This is a genomic window from Salinadaptatus halalkaliphilus (assembly GCF_006543045.1).
GTDB classification, from domain to species: domain Archaea; phylum Halobacteriota; class Halobacteria; order Halobacteriales; family Natrialbaceae; genus Salinadaptatus; species Salinadaptatus halalkaliphilus.
Map to the genome: position 1 here is coordinate 95,975 of NZ_RBZW01000003.1, position 20,145 is coordinate 116,119.

General features: G+C 62.0%; 19 protein-coding genes and 1 tRNA gene. 14 read left to right on the forward strand and 6 right to left on the reverse strand.

Translation table 11 applies throughout. The features are described 5' to 3' along the window. Positions 1-107: 107 nt before the first annotated feature. Positions 108-437 (reverse strand): HIT family protein, encoded by a 330-nt coding sequence (locus D8Y22_RS00560; protein WP_141462615.1) that lies wholly within the window; start codon positions 435-437, stop codon positions 108-110. A 137-nt stretch (positions 438-574) separates the two neighbouring features. Here D8Y22_RS00560 and D8Y22_RS00565 point away from each other — a divergent pair, with 137 nt between their 5' ends. The 4 genes from D8Y22_RS00565 (at position 575) to D8Y22_RS00580 (ending at position 4,457) form a co-directional block, all read left to right on the forward strand. Next, a complete protein-coding gene (locus tag D8Y22_RS00565; RefSeq protein ID WP_141462616.1) occupies positions 575-1,162 on the forward strand; it encodes a MogA/MoaB family molybdenum cofactor biosynthesis protein in 588 nt (195 codons plus the stop codon). Positions 1,163-1,355: 193 nt separating this feature from the next. Next, positions 1,356-2,792 carry an amidase gene (locus D8Y22_RS00570; RefSeq protein WP_141462617.1) on the forward strand — a complete coding sequence of 479 codons (1,437 nt, stop codon included), beginning with the start codon at positions 1,356-1,358 and terminating at the stop codon, positions 2,790-2,792. 98 nt (positions 2,793-2,890) lie between these two features. Then, a complete protein-coding gene (locus D8Y22_RS00575) occupies positions 2,891-3,820 on the forward strand; it encodes a replication factor A (RefSeq protein WP_141462618.1) in 930 nt (309 codons plus the stop codon). Position 3,821: 1 nt separating this feature from the next. Then, positions 3,822-4,457: an RPA family protein gene (locus D8Y22_RS00580; RefSeq protein WP_141462619.1), complete on the forward strand. Its 636-nt coding sequence runs from the start codon at positions 3,822-3,824 to the stop codon at positions 4,455-4,457. Positions 4,458-5,013: 556 nt separating this feature from the next. Here the strand turns inward: D8Y22_RS00580 and D8Y22_RS00585 are convergent. Beyond that, the gene (locus D8Y22_RS00585) at positions 5,014-5,805 is read right to left on the reverse strand and encodes an IclR family transcriptional regulator (protein ID WP_141462620.1); all 792 of its coding nucleotides are present in this window, start codon (positions 5,803-5,805) and stop codon (positions 5,014-5,016) included. Positions 5,806-6,384: 579 nt separating this feature from the next. Here D8Y22_RS00585 and D8Y22_RS00590 point away from each other — a divergent pair. The 3 genes from D8Y22_RS00590 to D8Y22_RS00600 all read left to right on the forward strand — a co-directional run bounded on the left by D8Y22_RS00590 (position 6,385) and on the right by D8Y22_RS00600 (position 9,856). Beyond that, complete coding sequence (locus D8Y22_RS00590; RefSeq protein WP_246084318.1) at positions 6,385-7,530, forward strand: acyl-CoA dehydrogenase family protein; 1,146 nt, start codon at positions 6,385-6,387, stop codon at positions 7,528-7,530. A 172-nt stretch (positions 7,531-7,702) separates the two neighbouring features. Continuing rightward, positions 7,703-9,346, forward strand: a complete 1,644-nt coding sequence (locus tag D8Y22_RS00595) for an AMP-binding protein (protein ID WP_141462621.1) — start codon at positions 7,703-7,705, stop codon at positions 9,344-9,346. A 273-nt stretch (positions 9,347-9,619) separates the two neighbouring features. Next, complete coding sequence (locus D8Y22_RS00600; RefSeq protein ID WP_141462622.1) at positions 9,620-9,856, forward strand: HalOD1 output domain-containing protein; 237 nt, start codon at positions 9,620-9,622, stop codon at positions 9,854-9,856. A gap of 554 nt (positions 9,857-10,410) precedes the next feature. On the opposite strand, the gene D8Y22_RS00605 is transcribed toward D8Y22_RS00600, so the two are convergent. Beyond that, a complete protein-coding gene (locus tag D8Y22_RS00605; protein WP_141462623.1) occupies positions 10,411-11,082 on the reverse strand; it encodes an alpha/beta hydrolase in 672 nt (223 codons plus the stop codon). Continuing rightward, entirely contained in the window at positions 11,079-12,068 is a 990-nt protein-coding gene (locus D8Y22_RS00610; protein ID WP_141462624.1) for a VOC family protein, read from the reverse strand. Before D8Y22_RS00610 ends, D8Y22_RS00605 begins: the two co-directional genes overlap by 4 nt. Before the next feature lie 200 nt (positions 12,069-12,268). On the opposite strand from D8Y22_RS00610, the gene D8Y22_RS00615 reads away from it, so the two are divergent. Beyond that, positions 12,269-12,682 (forward strand): ribbon-helix-helix protein, CopG family, encoded by a 414-nt coding sequence (locus tag D8Y22_RS00615; RefSeq protein ID WP_141462625.1) that lies wholly within the window; start codon positions 12,269-12,271, stop codon positions 12,680-12,682. Between the two features lie 33 nt (positions 12,683-12,715). On the opposite strand, the gene D8Y22_RS00620 is transcribed toward D8Y22_RS00615, so the two are convergent. Then, positions 12,716-13,171, reverse strand: coding sequence for a DUF5814 domain-containing protein (locus tag D8Y22_RS00620; RefSeq protein ID WP_141462626.1), 456 nt, complete (start codon positions 13,169-13,171; stop codon positions 12,716-12,718). 332 nt (positions 13,172-13,503) lie between these two features. Here D8Y22_RS00620 and D8Y22_RS00625 point away from each other — a divergent pair. The 5 genes from D8Y22_RS00625 (at position 13,504) to D8Y22_RS00645 (ending at position 17,348) form a co-directional block, all read left to right on the forward strand. Further along, positions 13,504-13,575, forward strand: a tRNA-His gene (locus D8Y22_RS00625). 90 nt (positions 13,576-13,665) lie between these two features. Continuing rightward, a complete protein-coding gene (locus D8Y22_RS00630; RefSeq protein WP_141462627.1) occupies positions 13,666-14,037 on the forward strand; it encodes a cupin domain-containing protein in 372 nt (123 codons plus the stop codon). Positions 14,038-14,124: 87 nt separating this feature from the next. Next, on the forward strand, positions 14,125-15,234 hold the full coding sequence (locus D8Y22_RS00635) for a FecCD family ABC transporter permease (RefSeq protein WP_141462628.1): 1,110 nt from the start codon (positions 14,125-14,127) through the stop codon (positions 15,232-15,234). Further along, a complete protein-coding gene (locus tag D8Y22_RS00640) occupies positions 15,234-16,121 on the forward strand; it encodes an ABC transporter ATP-binding protein (protein ID WP_141462629.1) in 888 nt (295 codons plus the stop codon). The genes D8Y22_RS00635 and D8Y22_RS00640 overlap by 1 nt, the downstream gene beginning before the upstream one ends. A 90-nt stretch (positions 16,122-16,211) precedes the next feature. Continuing rightward, entirely contained in the window at positions 16,212-17,348 is a 1,137-nt protein-coding gene (locus D8Y22_RS00645; RefSeq protein ID WP_141462630.1) for an ABC transporter substrate-binding protein, read from the forward strand. Between the two features lie 23 nt (positions 17,349-17,371). Here D8Y22_RS00645 and D8Y22_RS00650 read toward each other — a convergent pair whose 3' ends face one another. Beyond that, the gene (locus D8Y22_RS00650; protein WP_141462631.1) at positions 17,372-17,890 is read right to left on the reverse strand and encodes a DUF2062 domain-containing protein; all 519 of its coding nucleotides are present in this window, start codon (positions 17,888-17,890) and stop codon (positions 17,372-17,374) included. A 166-nt stretch (positions 17,891-18,056) separates the two neighbouring features. Between D8Y22_RS00650 and D8Y22_RS00655 the strand changes: the two genes are divergently transcribed. Further along, complete coding sequence (locus D8Y22_RS00655; protein ID WP_141462632.1) at positions 18,057-20,123, forward strand: DEAD/DEAH box helicase; 2,067 nt, start codon at positions 18,057-18,059, stop codon at positions 20,121-20,123. Positions 20,124-20,145 lie beyond the last annotated feature (22 nt).

The window sequence follows — 20,145 nt, forward strand, 5'->3', positions numbered from 1 at the left end:
TCCCGTGGTGACGCGGTTGCGCCGTTCGGCCGTGAACCGACTGGTGGACGTCGCTCAGTACGTTTGTTCGCCCGGGATGACCCCGCGAATCCCACCGGTCGGATCGTCTACGTCCCCTTCGTATCGCGGGATAATGTGCCAGTGGAGGTCGGTATCGTCTGCCCAGCGTCCGTGCCGTTGTTGACCCCGATAGTGGTCGCATCCGGTTCGTAGATAGCGTTTACCTTCGCGAGCGCTTTCTGCAGGAACTCGAACATCTGTGTATCGCAGACGTCTTCGAGATAGCGCACGTGAGTCTTCGGGATCACGAGTGCGTGGCCCTCGTTGACGGGGTATGCATCGAGGATACAGAGATACGACTCCGATTCGAGAAGCGTCTCCACCCCGTCTCTGTCGTCGATAATCGAACAAAACGTGCATCCGTCTGCCGAGCTCATACGAGGAGATGAACCGCTGACATTATAAGTCGCCGGCGTTCGGAGGCGGCTGTTTCGGATCGGGCTGTACTCGCTCGAGTCTCCCCAACACTCCCAGTCGGTACGCTATTGTCGCCCTCGGGCGTTGGTCGACACACATGGCAACTGATCGCAACGACCGACGCAGCACCGACGACCACGGCCACGAGCTCATCGATCCGCTCTACGTTGGCATCGTGACCGTCTCGAGTTCTCGCGCAGCGCAATCTGACCCCGACGACCCGGGCGGGGATACCATCCAGGAGTGCTTCGAAGCCGAGGGCCACGAGATACGGGAGCGTCTGCTCGTCCGGGACGACTACTCGGCGATTCGGACGGCCGTCAGGGGTCTCGTCGCCCGTCGAGACATCGACGTCGTCCTCACGACGGGCGGCACCGGTGTCACCGCCGACGATGTCTCGCCCGAGGCCACCTCGTCGCTGTTCGAGCGTGACCTCCCCGGCTTCGGCGAGCGCTTTCGCGCGCTGTCGTGGGACGAAATCGGCACGCGGGCGATCGCCTCGAGGGCGACGGCAGGTATCGCCGTCGACACGCCGGTCTTCTGTATCCCGGGCAGCACCGGCGCCTGCCAGACGGCCTGCGAGCAACTCATCGTTCCCGAAGCGCCCCACCTTGCGGGACTGGCGACGCGCCACCGCACCGACGTGACCGACCAATCGCTGTCGGCCTACGAGAACGACGAGTAACTTCTTTTGTAAACACCGCGGCCTGCTCCGCCGGTAGCGCCCGACGGTTCGCGATCGAATGCGTCCGACGCGCTGTCCGCGAAGCCACAGCCCCCACTCGGTGCGCGTTGGCGCCCACTCGAGTCCGCTGTCTACCGTCGAAACCGATCGCCGGGGGACGTAGCTTTTTCTCGCCGGACACGGAGATGCTACCATGACCCAACCGCTGACGCGCTTGACCGCCGCCGCTCTCGCGCGACGGATCCGGGACGGGGAGCACTCGCCGACGGCCGTTACCGAAACGTTTCTCGAGCGGATCCACGAGCGAAACGACCGGACGAACGCCTTCGTTACCGTCACCGAGGAGTACGCTCGCGAGCGGGCCGAGGCGGCCGAACGTGCGCTCGCGGACGGCGAGGTACTCGGCCCGCTACACGGCGTTCCCGTCGCGATCAAAGATCTGGACGACGTCGCGGGCTGTCGGACGACGTCCGGATCGCTGCTGTTCGAGGACCGAATCGCCGACGACCACTCGCCGTTCGTCGCCCGACTCGAGGCGGCTGGTGCGATCGTGGTCGGCAAGACCAACACGCCCGAGTTCGGCCTGGGGACGACGACGGACAACCGCGTCGCCGGACCGACGGGAACGCCGTTCGATCCCGACCGCGTCTCGGGGGGCTCCTCGGGGGGTGCCGCGGCGGCGCTCGGCGACATGCTGGTGCCGCTGGCGCCAGGATCGGACGCCGGCGGCTCGATTCGCATTCCGGCGAGTCTCTGTGGCGTGTACGGGTTGAAACCGACCTACGGACTGATTCCGAACGTGAGCCGGCCCAACGGGTTCGCCAGCCATACGCCGTTTTCGCACAAGGGACCGATGGCCCGGTCAGTCGAAGACGCGGCGCTCGCGCTGGACGTGATGGCTGGTCCCCACCCGCGCGATCCGTTCTCGGTGCCGGCACAGGAGTCCTACCGCGAGGCCGTCTCCCGGCCGATCGACGAGCTAAAAATCGCCTACAGTCCGGACATGGGTATCTATCCCGTCGAGCCCGCGGTTCGCGACGTGCTCGACGACGCGATTGCGGCGTTCGAACGGGCCGGCGCGACCGTCGACACGGTCGACCCCGAACTCGGTCACGACCAGACCGAGATCATGGATGCCTTCTACACGATGGCGACCGTCCGCTGGCAGTCGCTGTTCGACGAACTGGAGGATCAGGGATTCGACCCGCGCGGAAGCGACCGCGACCGGCTCCGGCCGTATCTCGTCGACCTCATCCTCGAGGCCGAGACGCCGACGACGCCGGAGGCCAAGCGCGCAGACGTGGTTCGAACGAACGTCTTCGACGGCTTGCAGGACCTCTTTGCGGAGTACGATCTTCTGGCGACCGCGACACTGGCCACGACGGCGTTTCCCCACGGCGAAGAACCCGAAACGATCGACGGCACCGAGATCGAACCGCTGCGAGGCTGGGTGCTCACCCAGCCCTATAACCTCACCGGCCATCCCGCGGCCTCGATTCCGGCCGGACTCAGCGACGGACTGCCCGTCGGGCTTCAGCTCGCCGGACAGCGACACGCCGACGATGCCGTCATCGCCGCCAGTGGGGCCTTCGAGCGCCAGCGGCCGTGGGACGACGACTACCCCACCTAACTCACTGATCACTTTCACTCCGGTGGCGGTATTTTAAATACTATCGGGCGCGAACAGGCGTATGCCTCCCACTGAAAGCAAAGAGGAGGCGTGAGACAATGAGCGACGTACGACAGCACGCAGACGACATTCACGAGCAGTTTTCGGACCACCTCGAGCTCTCGCTCGAGGACGTCGAGGAGCGCCTGACGACGCTCGTCGACGAGTATAAAGTACCCATCGACGAAGCCAGACGAAGCGTTACCAACCACTACCTGGAGGAGGCTGGCTTGGAGCGCGACGACATCTCCCAGGGCGGCAGCGAGGCCGCCAATATCGAGGACGTCGACGAACCCGAGCAGTGGATCGACATCACCGCGAAGGTCATCGAACTCTGGGACCCCCGTAGCGACTCCGTCGCCCAGGTCGGCCTGCTGGGCGATCCGACGGGGACGATCAAGTTCACCAAGTGGGCCAAATCCGACCTCCCCGCACTCGAGGAAGGCGGCGTCTACGATCTTCGTAACGTCGTCACCGACGAGTATCAGGGCCGGTACTCGGTCAAACTCAACTCGACCACGGTCGTCGAGGAACGCGACGAAGAGCTCGAAGTCGGCGACGACACCAGCGAGGTCGAAGGCGCACTCGTCGACATGCAACGGGGCAGCGGACTCATCAAGCGCTGTCCGAAGGAAGACTGTACGCGCGTCCTCCAGAACGGCCGCTGTAACGAACACGGCGAGGTCGAAGGCGAGTTCGACCTCCGGATCAAGGCCGTCGTCGACGACGGTATCGACGCCCACGAGGTCATCTTCGACAAGGACGCCACCGAGGATCTGACCGGACTCAGCCTCGAGGAGGCAAAGGAGATGGCGATGGACGCACTCGATACGACCATCGTCGCCGACGAGATCATGGACGATATCGTCGGCACCTACTACCGCATCGAAGGACCGACCTTCGGCCGCTACGTGCTGGCCGACGAGGTCGCCGAACTCGACGGGCCGGCCGATGCAGAACAACTGCTGATCAGAGCGAGGTCGATGTGAGATGAGTCAGACAGAACTCACCCGCGAAGTCGCCCGTCGCGTCTTCGCCTCGGAATTCAACGATTCGACGTACACGTTCAAAGAGAGCGACGACGAGCGCGCGCCAAACTACGCCCTCCTGCCGACGGGCGACCGCGCCAACCGTGTCTTCATCGCCGGCACCCTCACCGAGACCGAGGACGTCGGCGACGACAGCGAGTACTGGCGTGGCCGCGTCGTCGATCCGACCGGCACGTTCTTCGTCTACGCCGGCCAGTACCAGCCCGAAGCTGCTGCCGTACTTCGCGATACGGAGCCACCTGCGTACGTCGCAATCGTCGGGAAACCCCGTACCTACGAGACCGACGACGGCACCGTCAACGTCTCCGTCCGACCCGAATCGATCGCGGTCGTCGACGCCGCCACCCGCGACCGCTGGGTCGTCGAGTGTGCCGAACGAACCCTCGATCGCATCGAGGCATTCGAAGAGTGGGAAGCCGAGCAAGAGGCGCCCGAAAGCGGTTCGACTGCACCCACCAACGAGTACGCTCAGATGGCCCACGAGCGCTACGACTCACCCGTCATCAACTACCGCAACGACGTAATCGCTGCCCTCGAGCAACTCGAAGAGACGGACGACGTCGAAGCGACGGCGTAATCGCCCCTCGACACACCACCGAACCATTTTTGCCGGCGTCTCCAGTGTTCCGTCGAACCTCATCCGGGAAGGCTATCGTTCTAGCGGTGGTCCGATGTAAGTATCAAAACGATATTGAGACAGGATATGATACCCATCCATCATATGATTAAAAATAAATAATTGTGTATCGGAGGGTATACATATGTTGACGATTTAGGTATATAATGTCACTTCGCGGAGCCGACGATAGTCGACCGAGCTATCGACGTGTACTACGGACCAACTGCAACGATTTGCGGATCCAACACACTGACGGCTACGTCACGGTAGCTCTTGGGGGTCACTCTGAGATACGCATGCCGACTGTGTATTTTGTATATCGAGTCAGTGGGAGACACAGATGGTCGCTGGACGATGTTCGTACTCGTCAGTGGGATTTCAGGTTCTGGAGAAGCCATACGTCGTTCTCACTGTCGCTTTCGGTTCGTCCGACCGTTGCCGATACCGGCCCGAAAGAAATAGTAATATATCACATACACAATATTATCAAATAGTGTAATAGATATATTTACTATCAGTATTTATAAGTGAGTTCGATCCGGTTTACCGTTTCGAACAGCGAGTCGAGCAACGATGCTTGCACGTCGGGTTTCGACAGTCGATAGGCCGGTCCAGAGATACAGACAGCGCCGAAGACTCGTTCGTCGAGGACGATCGGGACGCTGAGTGCGTAAATACCATCGGCCGTCTCCTCGTCGTTTGTCGCGTACCCCTGCTCGCGGATCGTCACCAGTTCTCGCTCGAGTTCTGCCCTCGAGGTGATCGTATTGTCCGTTTCTGCGGGGAGTCCGTGTCGCGCGATAATTTCGTCGACGGTCTCGTCGGGGAGATGAGCGAGGATCGTCTTTCCGGAGGACGTACAGTGCAGATACGTCCGCCAGCCGACGCGAGCGACCTTATAATCGTCGCCACCGTCGAGGTTTGCTGCATCGACGACGACGGCCCTGCCGTGGTCCTCAGTGTACAGCCAGACCGGCTCGTCGATTGTTTCCGCGAGCGCTCGAATTTCTTTGGTGGCGACATCGAACACCGTCCGTTCGTTTCGCGCGCGAATCCCGTGATCGAACCACTTGAGGCTGAGACGGTACCGGCCCTCGTCGTTGATCAGGTAGCCGAGCGACTCGAGCGTCGAAAGGTGGCTGTGGATCGTACTCTTCGACCGATCCAGTTCCTCGGCCAGCTCGAGTACGCCGACGGTTCCGCGGTCTGCCACGACATCGACGATCTCGAACGTCGTCTTCGTTGCTTTGATCGGCCGATTCGGCGTGTGATCGCTCATCACACCCATCGTTTCGCACTCGTCCATTTAATTATTCCCACCACCGGTGTGGGACCACTCGATCACATTCGACAACGACGAATGGCAGCGACCGTGCGACGGGCCGTACGCTTGCGTATACAGGCATACATACGTAAACGCCCGCGGAGTACCCGAGTGGTGGTCGCACGCAGCCACGCTTCTCGTATCGGTTCGTTGGAGCCGCGAGTTGACCTACTGATACTGTTGGACAGAACTATTCAACGATCGGTCGCAGTACTGCGGCCGCCACCGTAAGGACGGCCGCGAATTCGCGACCGACGTTTCACTGACTTCTGTCCGACAGTATGAGACACGACGCCGAGTATCTGACGTTTGGCGGGCGTTCGGCGGGTTGTGGGACCGATCGTCCACGTTTGGTATCATCGAACGGCTCGCGAGATCCCGCATCTCGCAGTCGCCGGCTCGATGGCGACGACTCGTGACCGTCACGACGAAGCGACTACGCCCGGACGGCCGTCGTGATCATGTCGTGAAGCCGGGGGAATACGTTCGCGACTATCGAATCTCGCTAGTGGGTGGCCGAACCAAACGTATACGGTCGTTCCGCATGACAGGTACGTAGCCATGTCAACACCGACGCTTACCGACGAGCAGCAAATGATCGTCGACGCCGTCACGGAACTCGCCGAAACCGAGTTCGCCGATACCGCGTTTACCTGGGAGGGTGACTTTCCGTGGGAGAACCTGCAACTACTCGCCGACCGCGGATTTTTAGGGATCAACTTTCCGACGGCGTACGGCGGCGGTGGGTTGTCCGAGTTCGAGGCGATGTTGCTCGTCGAGTCGATCGGCCGCGTCTGTCCCGATACGGCGATGGCGGTGATGTCGACGCACTTCGTCGCCCCGCGGGCGATCTACATGTTCGGCAGCGAGGCGGCCAAGTCCCGGTACCTCCCGCCGGTGATCGAGGGCGACGAACAGATCGCGATCGCCATCTCGGAACCGCAGGCGGGATCGGACGTCGCCGCGATGACCACCACGGCTGAGGCAGAGGGCGACGGCTACGTGCTCGACGGCGAGAAGACCTGGGTGACTGATGTCCCTTACTGTACGGCGGCGGTCACCTGGGTCCAGTTCGAGGACGGACTCGGCACGGTCGTCGTCGATTTCGACGATCCGGGCGTCGAAATCGCCGAGCACCACACCAACATGGCCGGGAAGACACAGACCCAGTACTACCTGAACGACGTTCGGATCGACGAAGACGATGTCCTCGTCCGCGGTCGATCGGCGTTCAAAGAGCAACTCAACGCGCTCAACTGGGAACGCGTCGGCGGTGCCGTCCTCGCAAATTCGACGGCCCTGTGTGCCTTCGAACGCACGCTCGAGTACGCCCAAGACCGAACCCAGTTCGACCAGCCGATCGGCGAGTTCCAGGGAATCCAGTGGAAACTCGCCGATATGGCCACGCAGATCGAGGCCTCGAGGGCGCTCACCTATCGGACAGCACAGCGAGCGCTGGCGAACGATCGGGTGCCGGATCGACTCGACACCTCCCTGGCGAAGCTGTTCGCCGCAGAGATGGTCGACGACATCGTCGACGAGGCCCTCCAGATCCACGGTGCGAACGGGTTTCAGCAAGGCCATCCGATCGAGTACCTGTACCGGCGGGCGCGTGCGCGCCGGATCGCCGGTGGCACAGCCGAAATCCAGCGAAACACTATTGCCGAGACGATCACGGACGATCGATTCGACGGACTCGCCCAGTGACGCCCGGCAGGCCGATGACGCCCGCACCGAGCCCCGTATAACACGGCTCCACACTGCTGTCCGGGAACGATCTCCCGTTCCGATGCGAGCCTCTTTCGCCGCGAAAGAGTGTTTCGACACCTGTACTGACACGACGGCAAACACTAAGTGACGGTATCGCCCATCAGTCTCTATGGGTTCAAAAGCGATTGCTACCGCCCTCGAGCGCTATGAAGCGCTGTACGGCGACCGCCGCGAGGAGTGGATCGATGCGGATTACTGGCCGAACACCACGTTTCCGGAACGGGCGTTCGAGACGATCGCGGATTACCCCGAGAAACGAGCGATCGGGCCCAATCGAACGGAAACGTTCGCGTCGCTCGGTGACGAGGCCAGACGCGTCGCGGCAGGACTCGAGGCGCGCGGGTTCGGGCCGGGCGACATCATCGCGTACTCGCTTCCCAACTGGGTGACCACGAGCGCCGTCTACCTCGCTATCGCCTCGATCGGTGCGATCGCGGCGCCGATCGTTCCGATCTATCGCCACCGCGAGTTCGAATTCATCCTGAACGACGTCGAGGCGTCGGCGATCGTCGTGCCGGACGTGTACGACGGCTTCGCCTATCCACAGATGATCGACGACATCGCCGACGACGTGCCGTCGCTCGAGGAGACGATCGTGGTCGGCGACGCGCCCGCGAACTGCGTCGCCTACGACGACCTCGCCGCCAGCGAGCCGACGGAAATCGACCCCGATATCTCGCCCGACGATCCCTACGTGATCATGTACACCAGCGGGACGACCGGCGATCCGAAGGGCGTCGTCCACACCCACAACACGCTCGGCGCCGACGAGATTTTGATGATCGATCGGCTCGAGTACACCCCGGAGACGAAACCGTTCCACGCGTCGCCGGTCACGCACAACACTGGCGTCGTCAACGCACTGGAGATGCCGTTTCTGGTCGGTATGGAGTTCGTCTTGATGGACGAGTGGGATCCCGGGGAGGCTATCGAGATCATTCGCGAGGAGGAATGTACTCGAACGGCCGGCGCGACGCCGTTCCTACAGGGACTGATGAAGGAAGCACCCGAGGACTGGGATAGCCCGCTCGAGGTCGTCGCCTGTGGCGGTGCCTACGTCTCGCCGGAACTCGTCCGCGAAGCGCGGTCGAAACTCGACTGTCGCGTCTATCGGGTCTACGGACTGACGGAGTATCCGGGAATGACCAAGACGCCGCTCACTGCACCCCCTGCAAAGTGCGCCGAGACGGACGGCAAGCTCCAACGCGGAACGACGGTGAAGATTACGGACGTGCACACGGACGAGGAACGGCCGATCGGTGAGGAGGGAGAAATCCTCGTTTCCGGCCCGAACCTGATGGTCGGCTACCTAAACGAGGACCACAACGAGGCGGCGTTCGACGGCAAGTGGTTCGAGACGGGCGATATCGGTCGTCTCGACGAGGACGGTTACCTGACGATAACCGGGCGTAAAAAGGACGTCATCGTCCGTGGCGGCGAGAACATTCCGGTCAAAGAAGTCGAGGATGTCCTCTACGAGCATTCGGCCGTCGACGAGGTCGCTATCGTCGCGATGCCCGACGAGGCGATGCAGGAGAAGGGTTGTGCGTACGTTCGTCCCCATCCCGACGATTCCTTTTCGTTCGACGAGATGATTGCCCACCTCGAGTCCTACGACATGGCGACACAGAAGTATCCCGAGCGACTCGAGCTCGTCGAGACGTTCCCGCGGACGGGAAGCGGAAAGATTCAAAAAACGGATCTTCGGGAACGAATTGCTGACGAACTCGGTATGGATCCGGTAACGCGTTGACCACCACATCGCTACAGCGACTGAGTTTTTACCTCGCTACCGACCTACTGCTGCAAGTGGCACAGTCGTCAATCGCCATTCTCGAACAACGCGTTATAGGATTGATTACCACTATTCCACACAGACACATACGCTGGTCCATACACACACGCTGGTCCCACCGTTGTCGTGCGATCAGGTGTGCAGTGACATACAGCGATCACTATAGTCGATGGCGATAACTATCTAATGCCAGCAGACTTATGAACCCGTTCGTGGACGAATCGTCCAACAATGAGTGACGGTGTCACAATTGAAATCATTACGACGATCGCGGCCCGCGAGGGTGTTGATCCAACCGAATTGCCACCGCTGTGGGATGCTGTCGACACCGAAGCGCTCAATCGCCTCTCTCAGTCGGCGGCCAGCAATTCCTCGCTTCACGTCCGGTTTTCGTATCAGGGCTACGATATCGTCGTGGACGGAACGGATTCAGTCGCGATTACCCAATCCACACAACAAGTACAGTAGGGGCCGAGATTGGACGCCGACTCCTCGTTTTGCGTCTGTTCTCGAGCGGATGTAGCGACCGTGTGGAGCTCGCGGACGTACGTTACGGTTATAAAACATGTCTGATTCACATAGTAGTACGTTAACCAGATTATCCATAGTATCGTAAATTTATATTGGATATACTATAATGTGTCTACGAAGACTATTGGAATCAGCAAATCTTGGCCGTTCCAGAGATTAGACGAATTCCGGGAGCAGGCCGAATATACTCGGTCCAACGATCAGATACAAGTAGCTGACAGTATATCTAGTACCGTGTCGTCATTCTGGTCAAAGCCAGCATTTTGATTCGTACGGGGTAGATCTATTTTATTAATGCTGTATACAATCCCAAATATAAACGTTTTTGAAGAGTTCCATCTGAAAAGTAGTCTGGCTACAGAAATATACATTTACTGGTAAAAATTAGATAGTGCTAACTAACTGGTACTACCTCAAAACAGTTTTCGCCGAGCACTCCCGTTCGTCTCGACGTACAAGCGGTACGATAGCTATCGGATACGGATCCCGAGTCAGTCCTCGAGCAGATCCATACACATCGTTCGTATCGCGTCGAACTCGTCGTCGGTCACCTCGTGACCGACATCAGGATAGGAACGCTCGTCGACGACGGCTCCTGCCTGCTCGAACGCCCGCGCCGTCTCGGTAACGCGAGCCGAATCGAGTTGCGCGTCGGCGTCGCCGTATCCGACGAGTACGGGCGTTCGCTCGAGCTGCCCGTCGATCGATCGGTCGTCGTCGCTCCCGCCGGGAAGATGGCCGGAGAGGAGACAGACGCCGCCGTAGCGCGCCGGCTTCCGGCGACAGTATTCTGCGACGACGCTGGCCCCCTGGGAAAATCCGGCGAGAAGCGTTCGTTCCGGCGGGATGGCTATCGCCCGTGCAGCTTCGAGTGTGGCCCCGACGGCGTCGACGCTCGAGGTGAGCCAGGGCTCGTTGTCCCCACGGGGAGCGCTCGCGGGTCGAGGGTACCAGCTACTGCCCGCTGCCTGCGGGGCGAGGAAGGCGATGCCGTGGCGGTAGACGGGATCGAACAGGTTGATGACTCCCTGGGCGGTCGCGCCGCGACCGTGACAGGCGACGACCGCGACATCGGCCCCTCGAGCCGGTGCGCCGGCGGTTATCAGCGGCTGGTCGCCGTGGGGGCCGGAGACGTCGGGCAGCCGTCTGTCGGTGGCCGTCACGGGTCGGCGCCACCCCGACTCGACGCTGGTGATTCGTGTCGGTCCGTCGGTCGTCTGAGCGCCGGCAACTGGCTCTCGATCAGCTCGCGGTCCGGCTCGAACCAGTCGGGCAGATAGATCGACGGATCCTCGGTCGATTCGGGATCGCGGACGGCGACGCCGTCCGTCTCGGTCGCCAACTCCAAGAGGATTCCCCCCGGTTCGCGGACGTACAGCGAGTGAAAGAAGTGTCGATCCTTGACTCGAGAGACATCGTACCCGCGGTCGTCCAACCGCTCGCGCCACTCGACGAGTGCGGCTTCGTCCGAGACTCGTAGTGCGACGTGGTGGATCGTCCCCGGTCCTTCCCGACCGAACTCGGCCTCGAGATCGAGAACGTCGACGATCGTCGCTTGCGTTCCCGGCGTCCGGTAGCGAACTCGGCCCACGCGTTCGTCGTCGTACTCGAGTCCGAACAGCTCGAGCGTTCTCGCGGTCGCGTACGGATCGACGGGGAGTATCGAGACGCCGTCGAGACCGCGGATGGCGTGTTCGATCGGAACCGGTCCCGAAGATGGGGGTTCGATCGCGGAGTCGATCGTGTCGGGCGATCTGGCCACGAGTTCGAGGCGGGTCCCGACGGGATCTTCGAACCGCAACAGCCGATCGTCGAATCGCGTGACCGGCCCCTCGACGGCGATATCGTGCTCCTCGAGTCGGTCACGCCAGTACTCGAGCGATCGGTCGGGGACGGCGAAGGCGACCGCGGCCGGCTGTGGACTCCCGATTCGGCCCGGTTGTGCATGCGGATCGGGAAAGGCCGTGAAGACGCTGCCGGGCGTCCCCCTCGTGTCGCCGACGTAGAGGTGATACTGAAGGATGTCCTCGAAGTTCACGGTGACCGTTCCGAGATGCAGTCCGAGGATCCCGGCGTAGACGTCGACGGTCTGTTGGGGGTCGCCGACGAGTCCCGTTACGTGGTGGATTCCCCGTGGGTCCGTGGGCATGGCAGTGCTTACGGTATTGCGACGGATAGCCCGTCCGGTCACGCGGTCCGTTGTCGTTCGGTACCGGTGATCGTTCGAACAGGGCAGCACTCACCCGTAAAACGCTACGACGATCCGTATCAGTTGACTTCTCGCCCCACCGACGATTTGTGCCCGTCTGACGAACTGTTAAGTGCGACCAACGGTAAGTACAGTGACGAATGGGCAACAAGAACAAGACGATCTCGTTTCGCGTCAACGAGGACGCCTTCGCGGCCCTACAGGATATCGCCGAGGAGCGCGACATCTCGCTGTCGGCGGTCTTTCGGGATTACGTCGACCAGCTCGTCGAACACGACGGCCAGATTTCGGTCGTTCCCGATGCCGACTTAGAACACGAGCAGCCGGCAGCCGACGACGAAGCGGATCTCGCCTTCCCGCCGACCGTCGAGGTGCCAAAGAGCTTCATTCGCGAGCACGAACGCCTCGAGCTCGAGGCCGACCACCTTCGCGAGCAACTCGACGAATACAAATCCTACGTCAACGAGCTTCAGGACCGTCTCGAGGACGAACAGGACGAAGTGCTGTTGCTCGACGAGTTAGACGACGACGAGGAATCCTATCAGCTACGATAGTCGGCGCTCCCGGCGGCTGTGGTGGCGGCCCCGTTACTTCGCGAGATCGCGTTTTGCGTCCCGAATCGCGTCCTGCTGATCGGGTTCGCCGTCGACGCGAGCGAGCCCTTCGGCTGCCTCGAGCGTGCGCACGCCGTTGTCCAGAAACGAGAGCACGTCGCCCGGATAGGCATACACCATGTAATCGTCGCTCATCACGTCGACGATGGCGTCGGGGCCGAGTCCCTGGGCGCGCAACTCGAGGAGGTAGCGCATGAACTTCCGTTCCGGACAGCCACAGTAGGGATTGTCGTCACAGTCACAGTCCAGAAAGTCCTCCGTGAAATCGAGAACGCGATCGCGGGTGGCGTCGTCGAGTTTCTCGAGCCCCTCGCCCTGAAAGAGCACGTCGAGTGTCGCCCCCTTGAACGCACCCTTTGGGATGTTCGTCTCGAGCTGGGAGCTCAACTGCCGGTGGTTCTTGACGTAGATCTTGTCGGTGATAGCCACGCGTTGGGCGTGTCTTTGAGACTGCGAGCGAAAAGTCTCCCGGTCCCGACCCGTGAGGAACCGCCGCGTTGTATCTACTGTCGGACAGCAGCCGCTGAAGCGAATTCGCTGGATGGGCGCGGCGAAGCTCACTATAGTAGCCACTGCAATGCAATGCACACCTGATCGCGCGACAGCTGCGCGATCAGTGTGTAAATCGTTGCAGGTGTTACTATAGTTCCGTCCGGCAGTATCGGTACCGATAGCAAATCTCGCGGGAGAAGATCACACGGCGCGTACTCGAGTCGTAACGTATTTCAGGTCGACCCGGCCTACTATTGGTTGCAAGCGTGTCCGGGTTGGGGTAGTGGTTATCCTTCAGCCTTGTGGAGGCTGAGACGCGGGTTCGATTCTCGCACCCGGACTTTTTCCATAGCGCCGTTCCTGCATCGGGTGCTCAAGGTCGTCGGTCGTCGCAGTCGTTTTTATCGTCGGCGACGGAGGTCCACTCACACATGAGCGACGCAGAACCCATCGTCCGTCAGGCGGCGGCTATCGAGTACGAGTCAGTCGACGCTGCGGACGGGATGTCGAAGGGCGTCTTGATCGGTGACGACCACGGTGCGCCGAACGTCGCGATTCGGCGGTTCGTCCTCGAGGCCGGCGGCGCGGTCCCCGAGCACACGAACGCAGTCGAACACGAACAGTACGTCCTCGAGGGCGAGTACACGGTCGGTATCGGTGACGAGGCGTACGATGTCGAGGCCGGCGACTCGCTGTTGATCCCCGCCGGGGCCGTCCACTGGTATCGTAACGAGAGCGACGAGGACGGTGCCTTCCTCTGTGCAGTACCCAACGGCGACGACGAGATCGAACTCCTCGAGTGAGTGGGTTGTCATCCGCGGGTTCCCTCGCCATTTAGGTCCACCTAATATCGCAACACCTAACTATTATTTAGGTGGACCTAAACGCATATGTCGAGATCGCGGGCAGTCGACGTGGATACGAGTCGGTCGGGGCGAGACGGCTGGCTCACCGGAACGCTCGCGGCGTTCTGTCTGGTGAGTGTCCTGGTCACCGTCGTCGCCGGTTTCGTGCAAGTACGGTTTGGCGCGTACTCGATGACACGTTCCGAGGCCTGGGCAGGGGTGACCGACCCGGCAGTCGTACTCGAGCCCGCGGTCTGGCTGGCCTTCGTATTGGGTGGTGAGCTCCCCGAACTGAGCCAACACACGATCGTCGTCTGGGATATGCGACTGCCGCGGGTGCTCGTCGCCGCTATCGCTGGTGCGACTCTCGCAGTCTCCGGGGCGATCTTTCAGGCGGTAACGCGAAACGAGTTGGCCAGTCCCTTCGTCCTCGGGGTCAGTTCCGGCGCCGGGTTCGCCGTGCTGGCGACGCTGGTCGTCTTCGGCGGCCTCGCTCCGTTCCTGCCGCTGTTTGCAGCCCTCGGCGGGACGCTCGCGTTCGTAATCGTCTACGTAATCGCCTGGAAAGGCGGGACGAGCCCGGTTCGACTCGTACTGGCCGGCGTCATCGTCAACATGGTCTTTCAGTCCCTCCAGCAGGGACTGTTCTTTTTCGTCGACGACATCGGCGTCGCCCAGACGGCCATCTCGTGGCTGACGGGGTCGCTCACCGGCACCGGCTGGGACGAGGTTCGCATCGCGTCCCTGCCGGCCGTCGTCGCGATCACCATCGCGATCGCCGGCGCGCGCCAACTCAACGTCCTGTTGCTCGGCGAGGACACCGCCAGAGCGCTCGGGATGCGCGTCGAGCGCACGCGATTGCTCCTCTCTAGCGTCGCGATTCTGGCCGCCAGCGCCGCCATCGCCGTTGCCGGCATCGTCAGCTTCTTCGGGCTCGTTGTCCCCCACATCGTCCGGACCGTCGTCGGCAGCGACTACCGGCAGTTGATCGTCGGCTGTCTGTTCGCCGGCCCCGCGTTGCTCGTCACCGCCGACGTCGGCGCGCGGCTGGCGCTCAGTGGTACCCAGCTTCCCGTCGGCGTCGTGACGGGGCTGATCGGCGGCCCCTACTTTCTCTATCTGATGCGCACGCGCCAATCGATGGGTGAAATCTGATGACAGGAACCGATGTCGACCCAACCCCCGACCGACCCGAATCGGACGACGAATCACGCAACCAGCTCACCGACGACGACGCCCTCACCGTCGAGAGCGCACTCGTCGGCGACGACCTCGAGATCGGCTACCCGACCAGCGAGAAACCGGTCGTCGAGTGCTCCCGAATCGACATCCCCGCAGGCGAGGTAACCGCGCTCGTCGGTCCGAACGGCAGCGGCAAGAGCACCCTCCTGAAGTCGCTCTCGAATCACCTCCAGCCCGAAACCGGGACGATCCGGCTCGATGGCGACGCACTCCAGTCGTTCGACCGGAAGACGCTCGCGCGCGAGCTCGGCGTTCTCCTCCAGGAGACCGACTCGCTTGGCACTATCACGGTCGAAGACCTCGCCTATCACGGTCGCTATCCCCATCGAGGGTTCTTCGACAGCATCACGCGCGAGGATCGACGGGCGGTCGACCGTGCGCTCGAGCTTACGGGCATCGAGCATCTCCGGGACGCCGAACTCGGACAATTGAGTGGCGGACAGAAGCAACTGGCCTGGATCGCGATGGTGTTCGCCCAGGAGACCGATGTCCTCCTGCTCGACGAGCCGACGACGTTTCTGGACGTTTACCACCAGTTTCGGGTGCTCGAGACGATACGCGAGCGAAACGCCCGCGAAGGCGTCACCGTGGCCGTCGTGTTACACGACATCTCCCAGGCCGCCCGCTTCGCGGACTACCTGATCGCCATGCGCGACGGGGTGCTGTACGACTGGGGGCCGCCCGACGAGGTCGTCACCGAACAGCTGCTCGCCGATGTCTTCAACGTCGAGGCGACCGTCCAGTACGAGCCCGAACTGCAGGTACTACCGAAGCGAGCCCTCCCGGACGACTCGCGGTGAGCCGCACCCTCCACCAGGGCGTGTCTCGAGGTCGGCCACCGACTCCGATACTTTCGGAAGACTTTTGAATTTTTAGGTCGGCCTAAAAATATGGTCGCCCGATCGACGTGGACGAGACGACAGATTCTTGCAACGAGCGCTGCAGTCACCAGCGTCGGCACGCTCGCTGGCTGCATGTCAGACGATGGGATCAGCATCGATGACGGGGCCAACGACGGTACCTCAAGCGACGGCTACTCGGTAACGATGGAGCCTGTCGGAACCCTCGAGTTCGACGCGGTTCCGGAGCGATGGGCCGCGAACAACGGCAGTTGGGCGGATATGGGCATCGCACTCGGACAGGAGCCACCCGAGGCAGTCTACCTCACCGACCGATACCACACCCAGTACTACGACGAGATTCCCGGCCTGAGCGTCGACAAGAGTGACATGGACGCACTCTGGGGCGGCGAACTCTCACAGGAAGAGTTCATGTCGCTGTCGGAAGACGTGGACGTGTTCGTCATGGATCCGAACTTCATCGTCGGCCGCACCGACCACTGGGACCACGACGACATCGCGACCATCGAGGCGACGGGGACGCCGTTCTTCGGCAACAGTAGCTTCTCGCGGGGCTACGAGTGGCACGATTACGATTACCTCACGCTGTACGAGGCCTTCGAGAGCCTCGCGGAACTGTTTCAGGAACGCGAGCGCTACGAGGCGTTCGAAGCGCTTCACGCGGAGTTCCAGAACGATCTCGAGGAGATCGTTCCGCCGGAAGCCGATCGGCCATCGGTGGCCATCATGTGGCCGCAGCCGACCAACGAACCCGAGGAGTTCTCGCCGTACCTCATCGACGAGGGAACGAGCTTCAAGCAGTGGCGGGATCTGGGCGTCGAGGACGCCTTCGCGACGACGGATCTCGAGGACTTCCACGCTGGTCGTAATCGGGTCGACTACGAACTGTTGTTGGAGATCGATCCCGACGTGTTGTTGCTCCGGGCCAACGAGGACAAGAGTGTCGACGACTTCCGCGACACCGTCGTCTCGCACATGCAGTCACACAACGTCGCCAGTCAGTTGACGGCCGTTCAGAACGACGATGTCTACCGCGGCGGGCCGTTGTACCAGGGGCCGATCGCAAACCTCGTCCTGACCGAGCGCGGGGCCCAGCAACTCTACGACGCCGACGAGGCGCTGTTCGATCGCGAGCGCGTCGCCGATATCGTCGCCGGCGACCTGTAGCGATATCGATCGGTCCAAAACCGTCAACCGGATTCCGAGTCCGAATCCAGCGTCGTCTCGGCGATCTCCTCGAGTGTCTCGTCGATCGTTTCCGCGACGGCAGTCGACTGGTATCGTCTCGCGAACCGGTAGACGACGACGTAGCTCAGGATCGTCGCGAGTACCGCCAGAATCAGGTTTCCGACGAGCAACCGGACGACGATGTCGGGGCCGGCGCTGAACGAGACGCCGGCCGCCGAGACGCCCTCGACGGGACCGAGCAGGATCGTTCCCAGGGCGAAACTCGCCGCGTAGACGCCCCATTTCACCGCGGGATTGAACACGAGCACCGACGCAAACAGCGCGAGTTTGCTTACCCACCCGAAGACGTACCCGATCGCCACGAACGCGACCAGGCCGATCCCGAACGTCGGCAACATCGTGATGAACGCCCCGATCGCGAAGCTGCCGGAGAGCTCCCGCGGCGTGAAATCCTCGCGGAAGGCGTCGTGAAGCTCCCCGCGAACTCGCTCTGTGTACCGACCGATCCGACCTCGTCCCATCTCGACTACCTACATTCTGCTTCGGGTAATTAAACGTATCCAGCGAACCCTTCACACGATCCCCGAGCACAGCGACGACCGATTACCGTCGGTTCACCGCCGTTGGTACGTCGCCGGAAAACTCGAGTCCGAATCGCTCAAGTAGGCCAGCCGAGTACCGCATATCGTGTCGAAGCAGGTTCAGGAGGTCGAGACGATCTTCTGTCACGAGACCGGCGGGGACTACCTCGTCGTCGTCGAGCGTGATGGCAAGCGGCTGTTCCGTGCGAAGGTCGGTCTCTCCGAGACGTCGGCCGGCCCCCGTCCGGCGAAGTTCCGGCTGAAAGACGGCTCGAGCGAGGAGCCACGCCAGCCAGACGAGTTCGTCGAGCTCGCCCGACGAGCCAAGCGGATCCGCATCTCGGAACAGACCTCTCCCGCCGGTCGTCGCGAGGTTATGGACATGCTCGCCGGCTACCAGCTCGAGGACAAGGCGAAGGCCGTCCGGACCTGTCGCTACTGCGCCTCCGCGGGGCGGTACTCGCCGATCACGACCGAGACCGCGGTCAAGGACGACGAAGACTGGATCTGTCGGGACTGTGCGCGCCAGGAACTCGAGCGTCAGCTCTCCTACTCGGGCGGCGGACAGGTGACGGGCGCGGCCAAAGAGCGTCTCGAGGAGCTCATGATGGAGGTCCAGGATCTGGACCGGATCGTCAACCTGCTCAAGGGCCGACTCGATCCCGATCTGACGAAGTTCGATACGATCTCGGCGACGACCGACGAGGTCGACCCCGTCCGTACCGACTCGCTGGATCTGCATCCCGATCTGCAGGACCTGCTCGAGGATCGCTTCGAGACCCTGCTGCCGGTTCAGAGCCTCGCGGTGGAAAACGGCCTCTTTGGTGACGAGGATCAAATGGTCGTCTCGGCGACGGCGACCGGGAAGACCCTCGTCGGCGAGATGACGGGACTCGATCGCGTGTTGAACGGGAAGGGGACGATGCTCTTTCTCGTCCCCCTCGTCGCACTCGCGAACCAGAAGTACGAGGACTTTCAGGACGAGTACGGCCACCTCGTCGACGTCTCCATCCGCGTGGGCGCGAGTCGGATCAACGACGACGGCAACCAGTTCGATCCCAACGCCGACGTCATCGTCGGCACCTACGAGGGGATCGACCACGCCCTGCGGACGAACAAGGAGATGGGCGATATCGGGACCGTGGTCATCGACGAGGTCCACACCCTGAAAGAGGAAGATCGAGGCCACCGACTGGACGGGCTCATTTCTCGGCTCAAATACACGTGTGAACAACGGGCCAAGCGTCGGGACGAGTACTCCGGCGCGCAGTGGGTCTACCTCTCCGCGACCGTCGGCAACCCCGAGCATCTGGCAGCGTCGCTCGAGTCGACGCTCATCGAGTTCGAGGAACGGCCGGTCCCCATCGAGCGCCACGTCACCTTCGCCGACGGCCAGGAGAAGGTAAACGTCGAGAACAAGCTCGTCAGACGCGAGTTCGACACCGAATCCTCGAAGGGGTATCGCGGACAGACGATCATCTTCACGAACTCCCGTCGCCGGTGTCACGAAATCAGCCGGAAACTCGAGTACTCCTCGGCGCCGTATCACGCCGGGCTGGATTACAAACGCCGCAAGCGCGTCGAGCGCCAGTTCGGCGACCAGGATCTCGCGGCGGTCGTGACGACCGCGGCGCTGGCGGCGGGGGTCGACTTCCCGGCCTCGCAGGTCGTCTTCGACTCGCTGGCGATGGGCATCGAGTGGCTCTCGGTCCAGGAGTTCCACCAAATGCTCGGCCGCGCAGGCCGACCGGACTACCACGACGAAGGCAAGGTGTACGTCCTCGTCGAGCCCGACTGCTCGTATCACAACTCGATGGAGATGACCGAAGACGAGGTCGCGTTCAAACTCCTGAAAGGCGAGATGGAGTCGGTAATGACCCACTACGACGAGGCCGCCGCCATCGAGGAGACCCTGGCGAATGTCACCGTCGGCGGCAAGGCCGCCAAGGCGCTCAACGACCGCATGCTCGGCGACGTCCCCACGAAACACGCCATCGGGAAACTGCTCGAGTACGAGTTCATCGACGGCTTCGAACCGACGCCGCTGGGACAGGTCGTCACCGAGCACTTCCTCGATCCCGGTGCGGCCTTCACGCTGCTGGATGGCATCCGAAAAGATGCTCATCCGTACGATCTGATCGTGGACATAGAGCAACGGGATTCGGAGCTGTAAGCAGGAGCTAGCACGTAGTCGA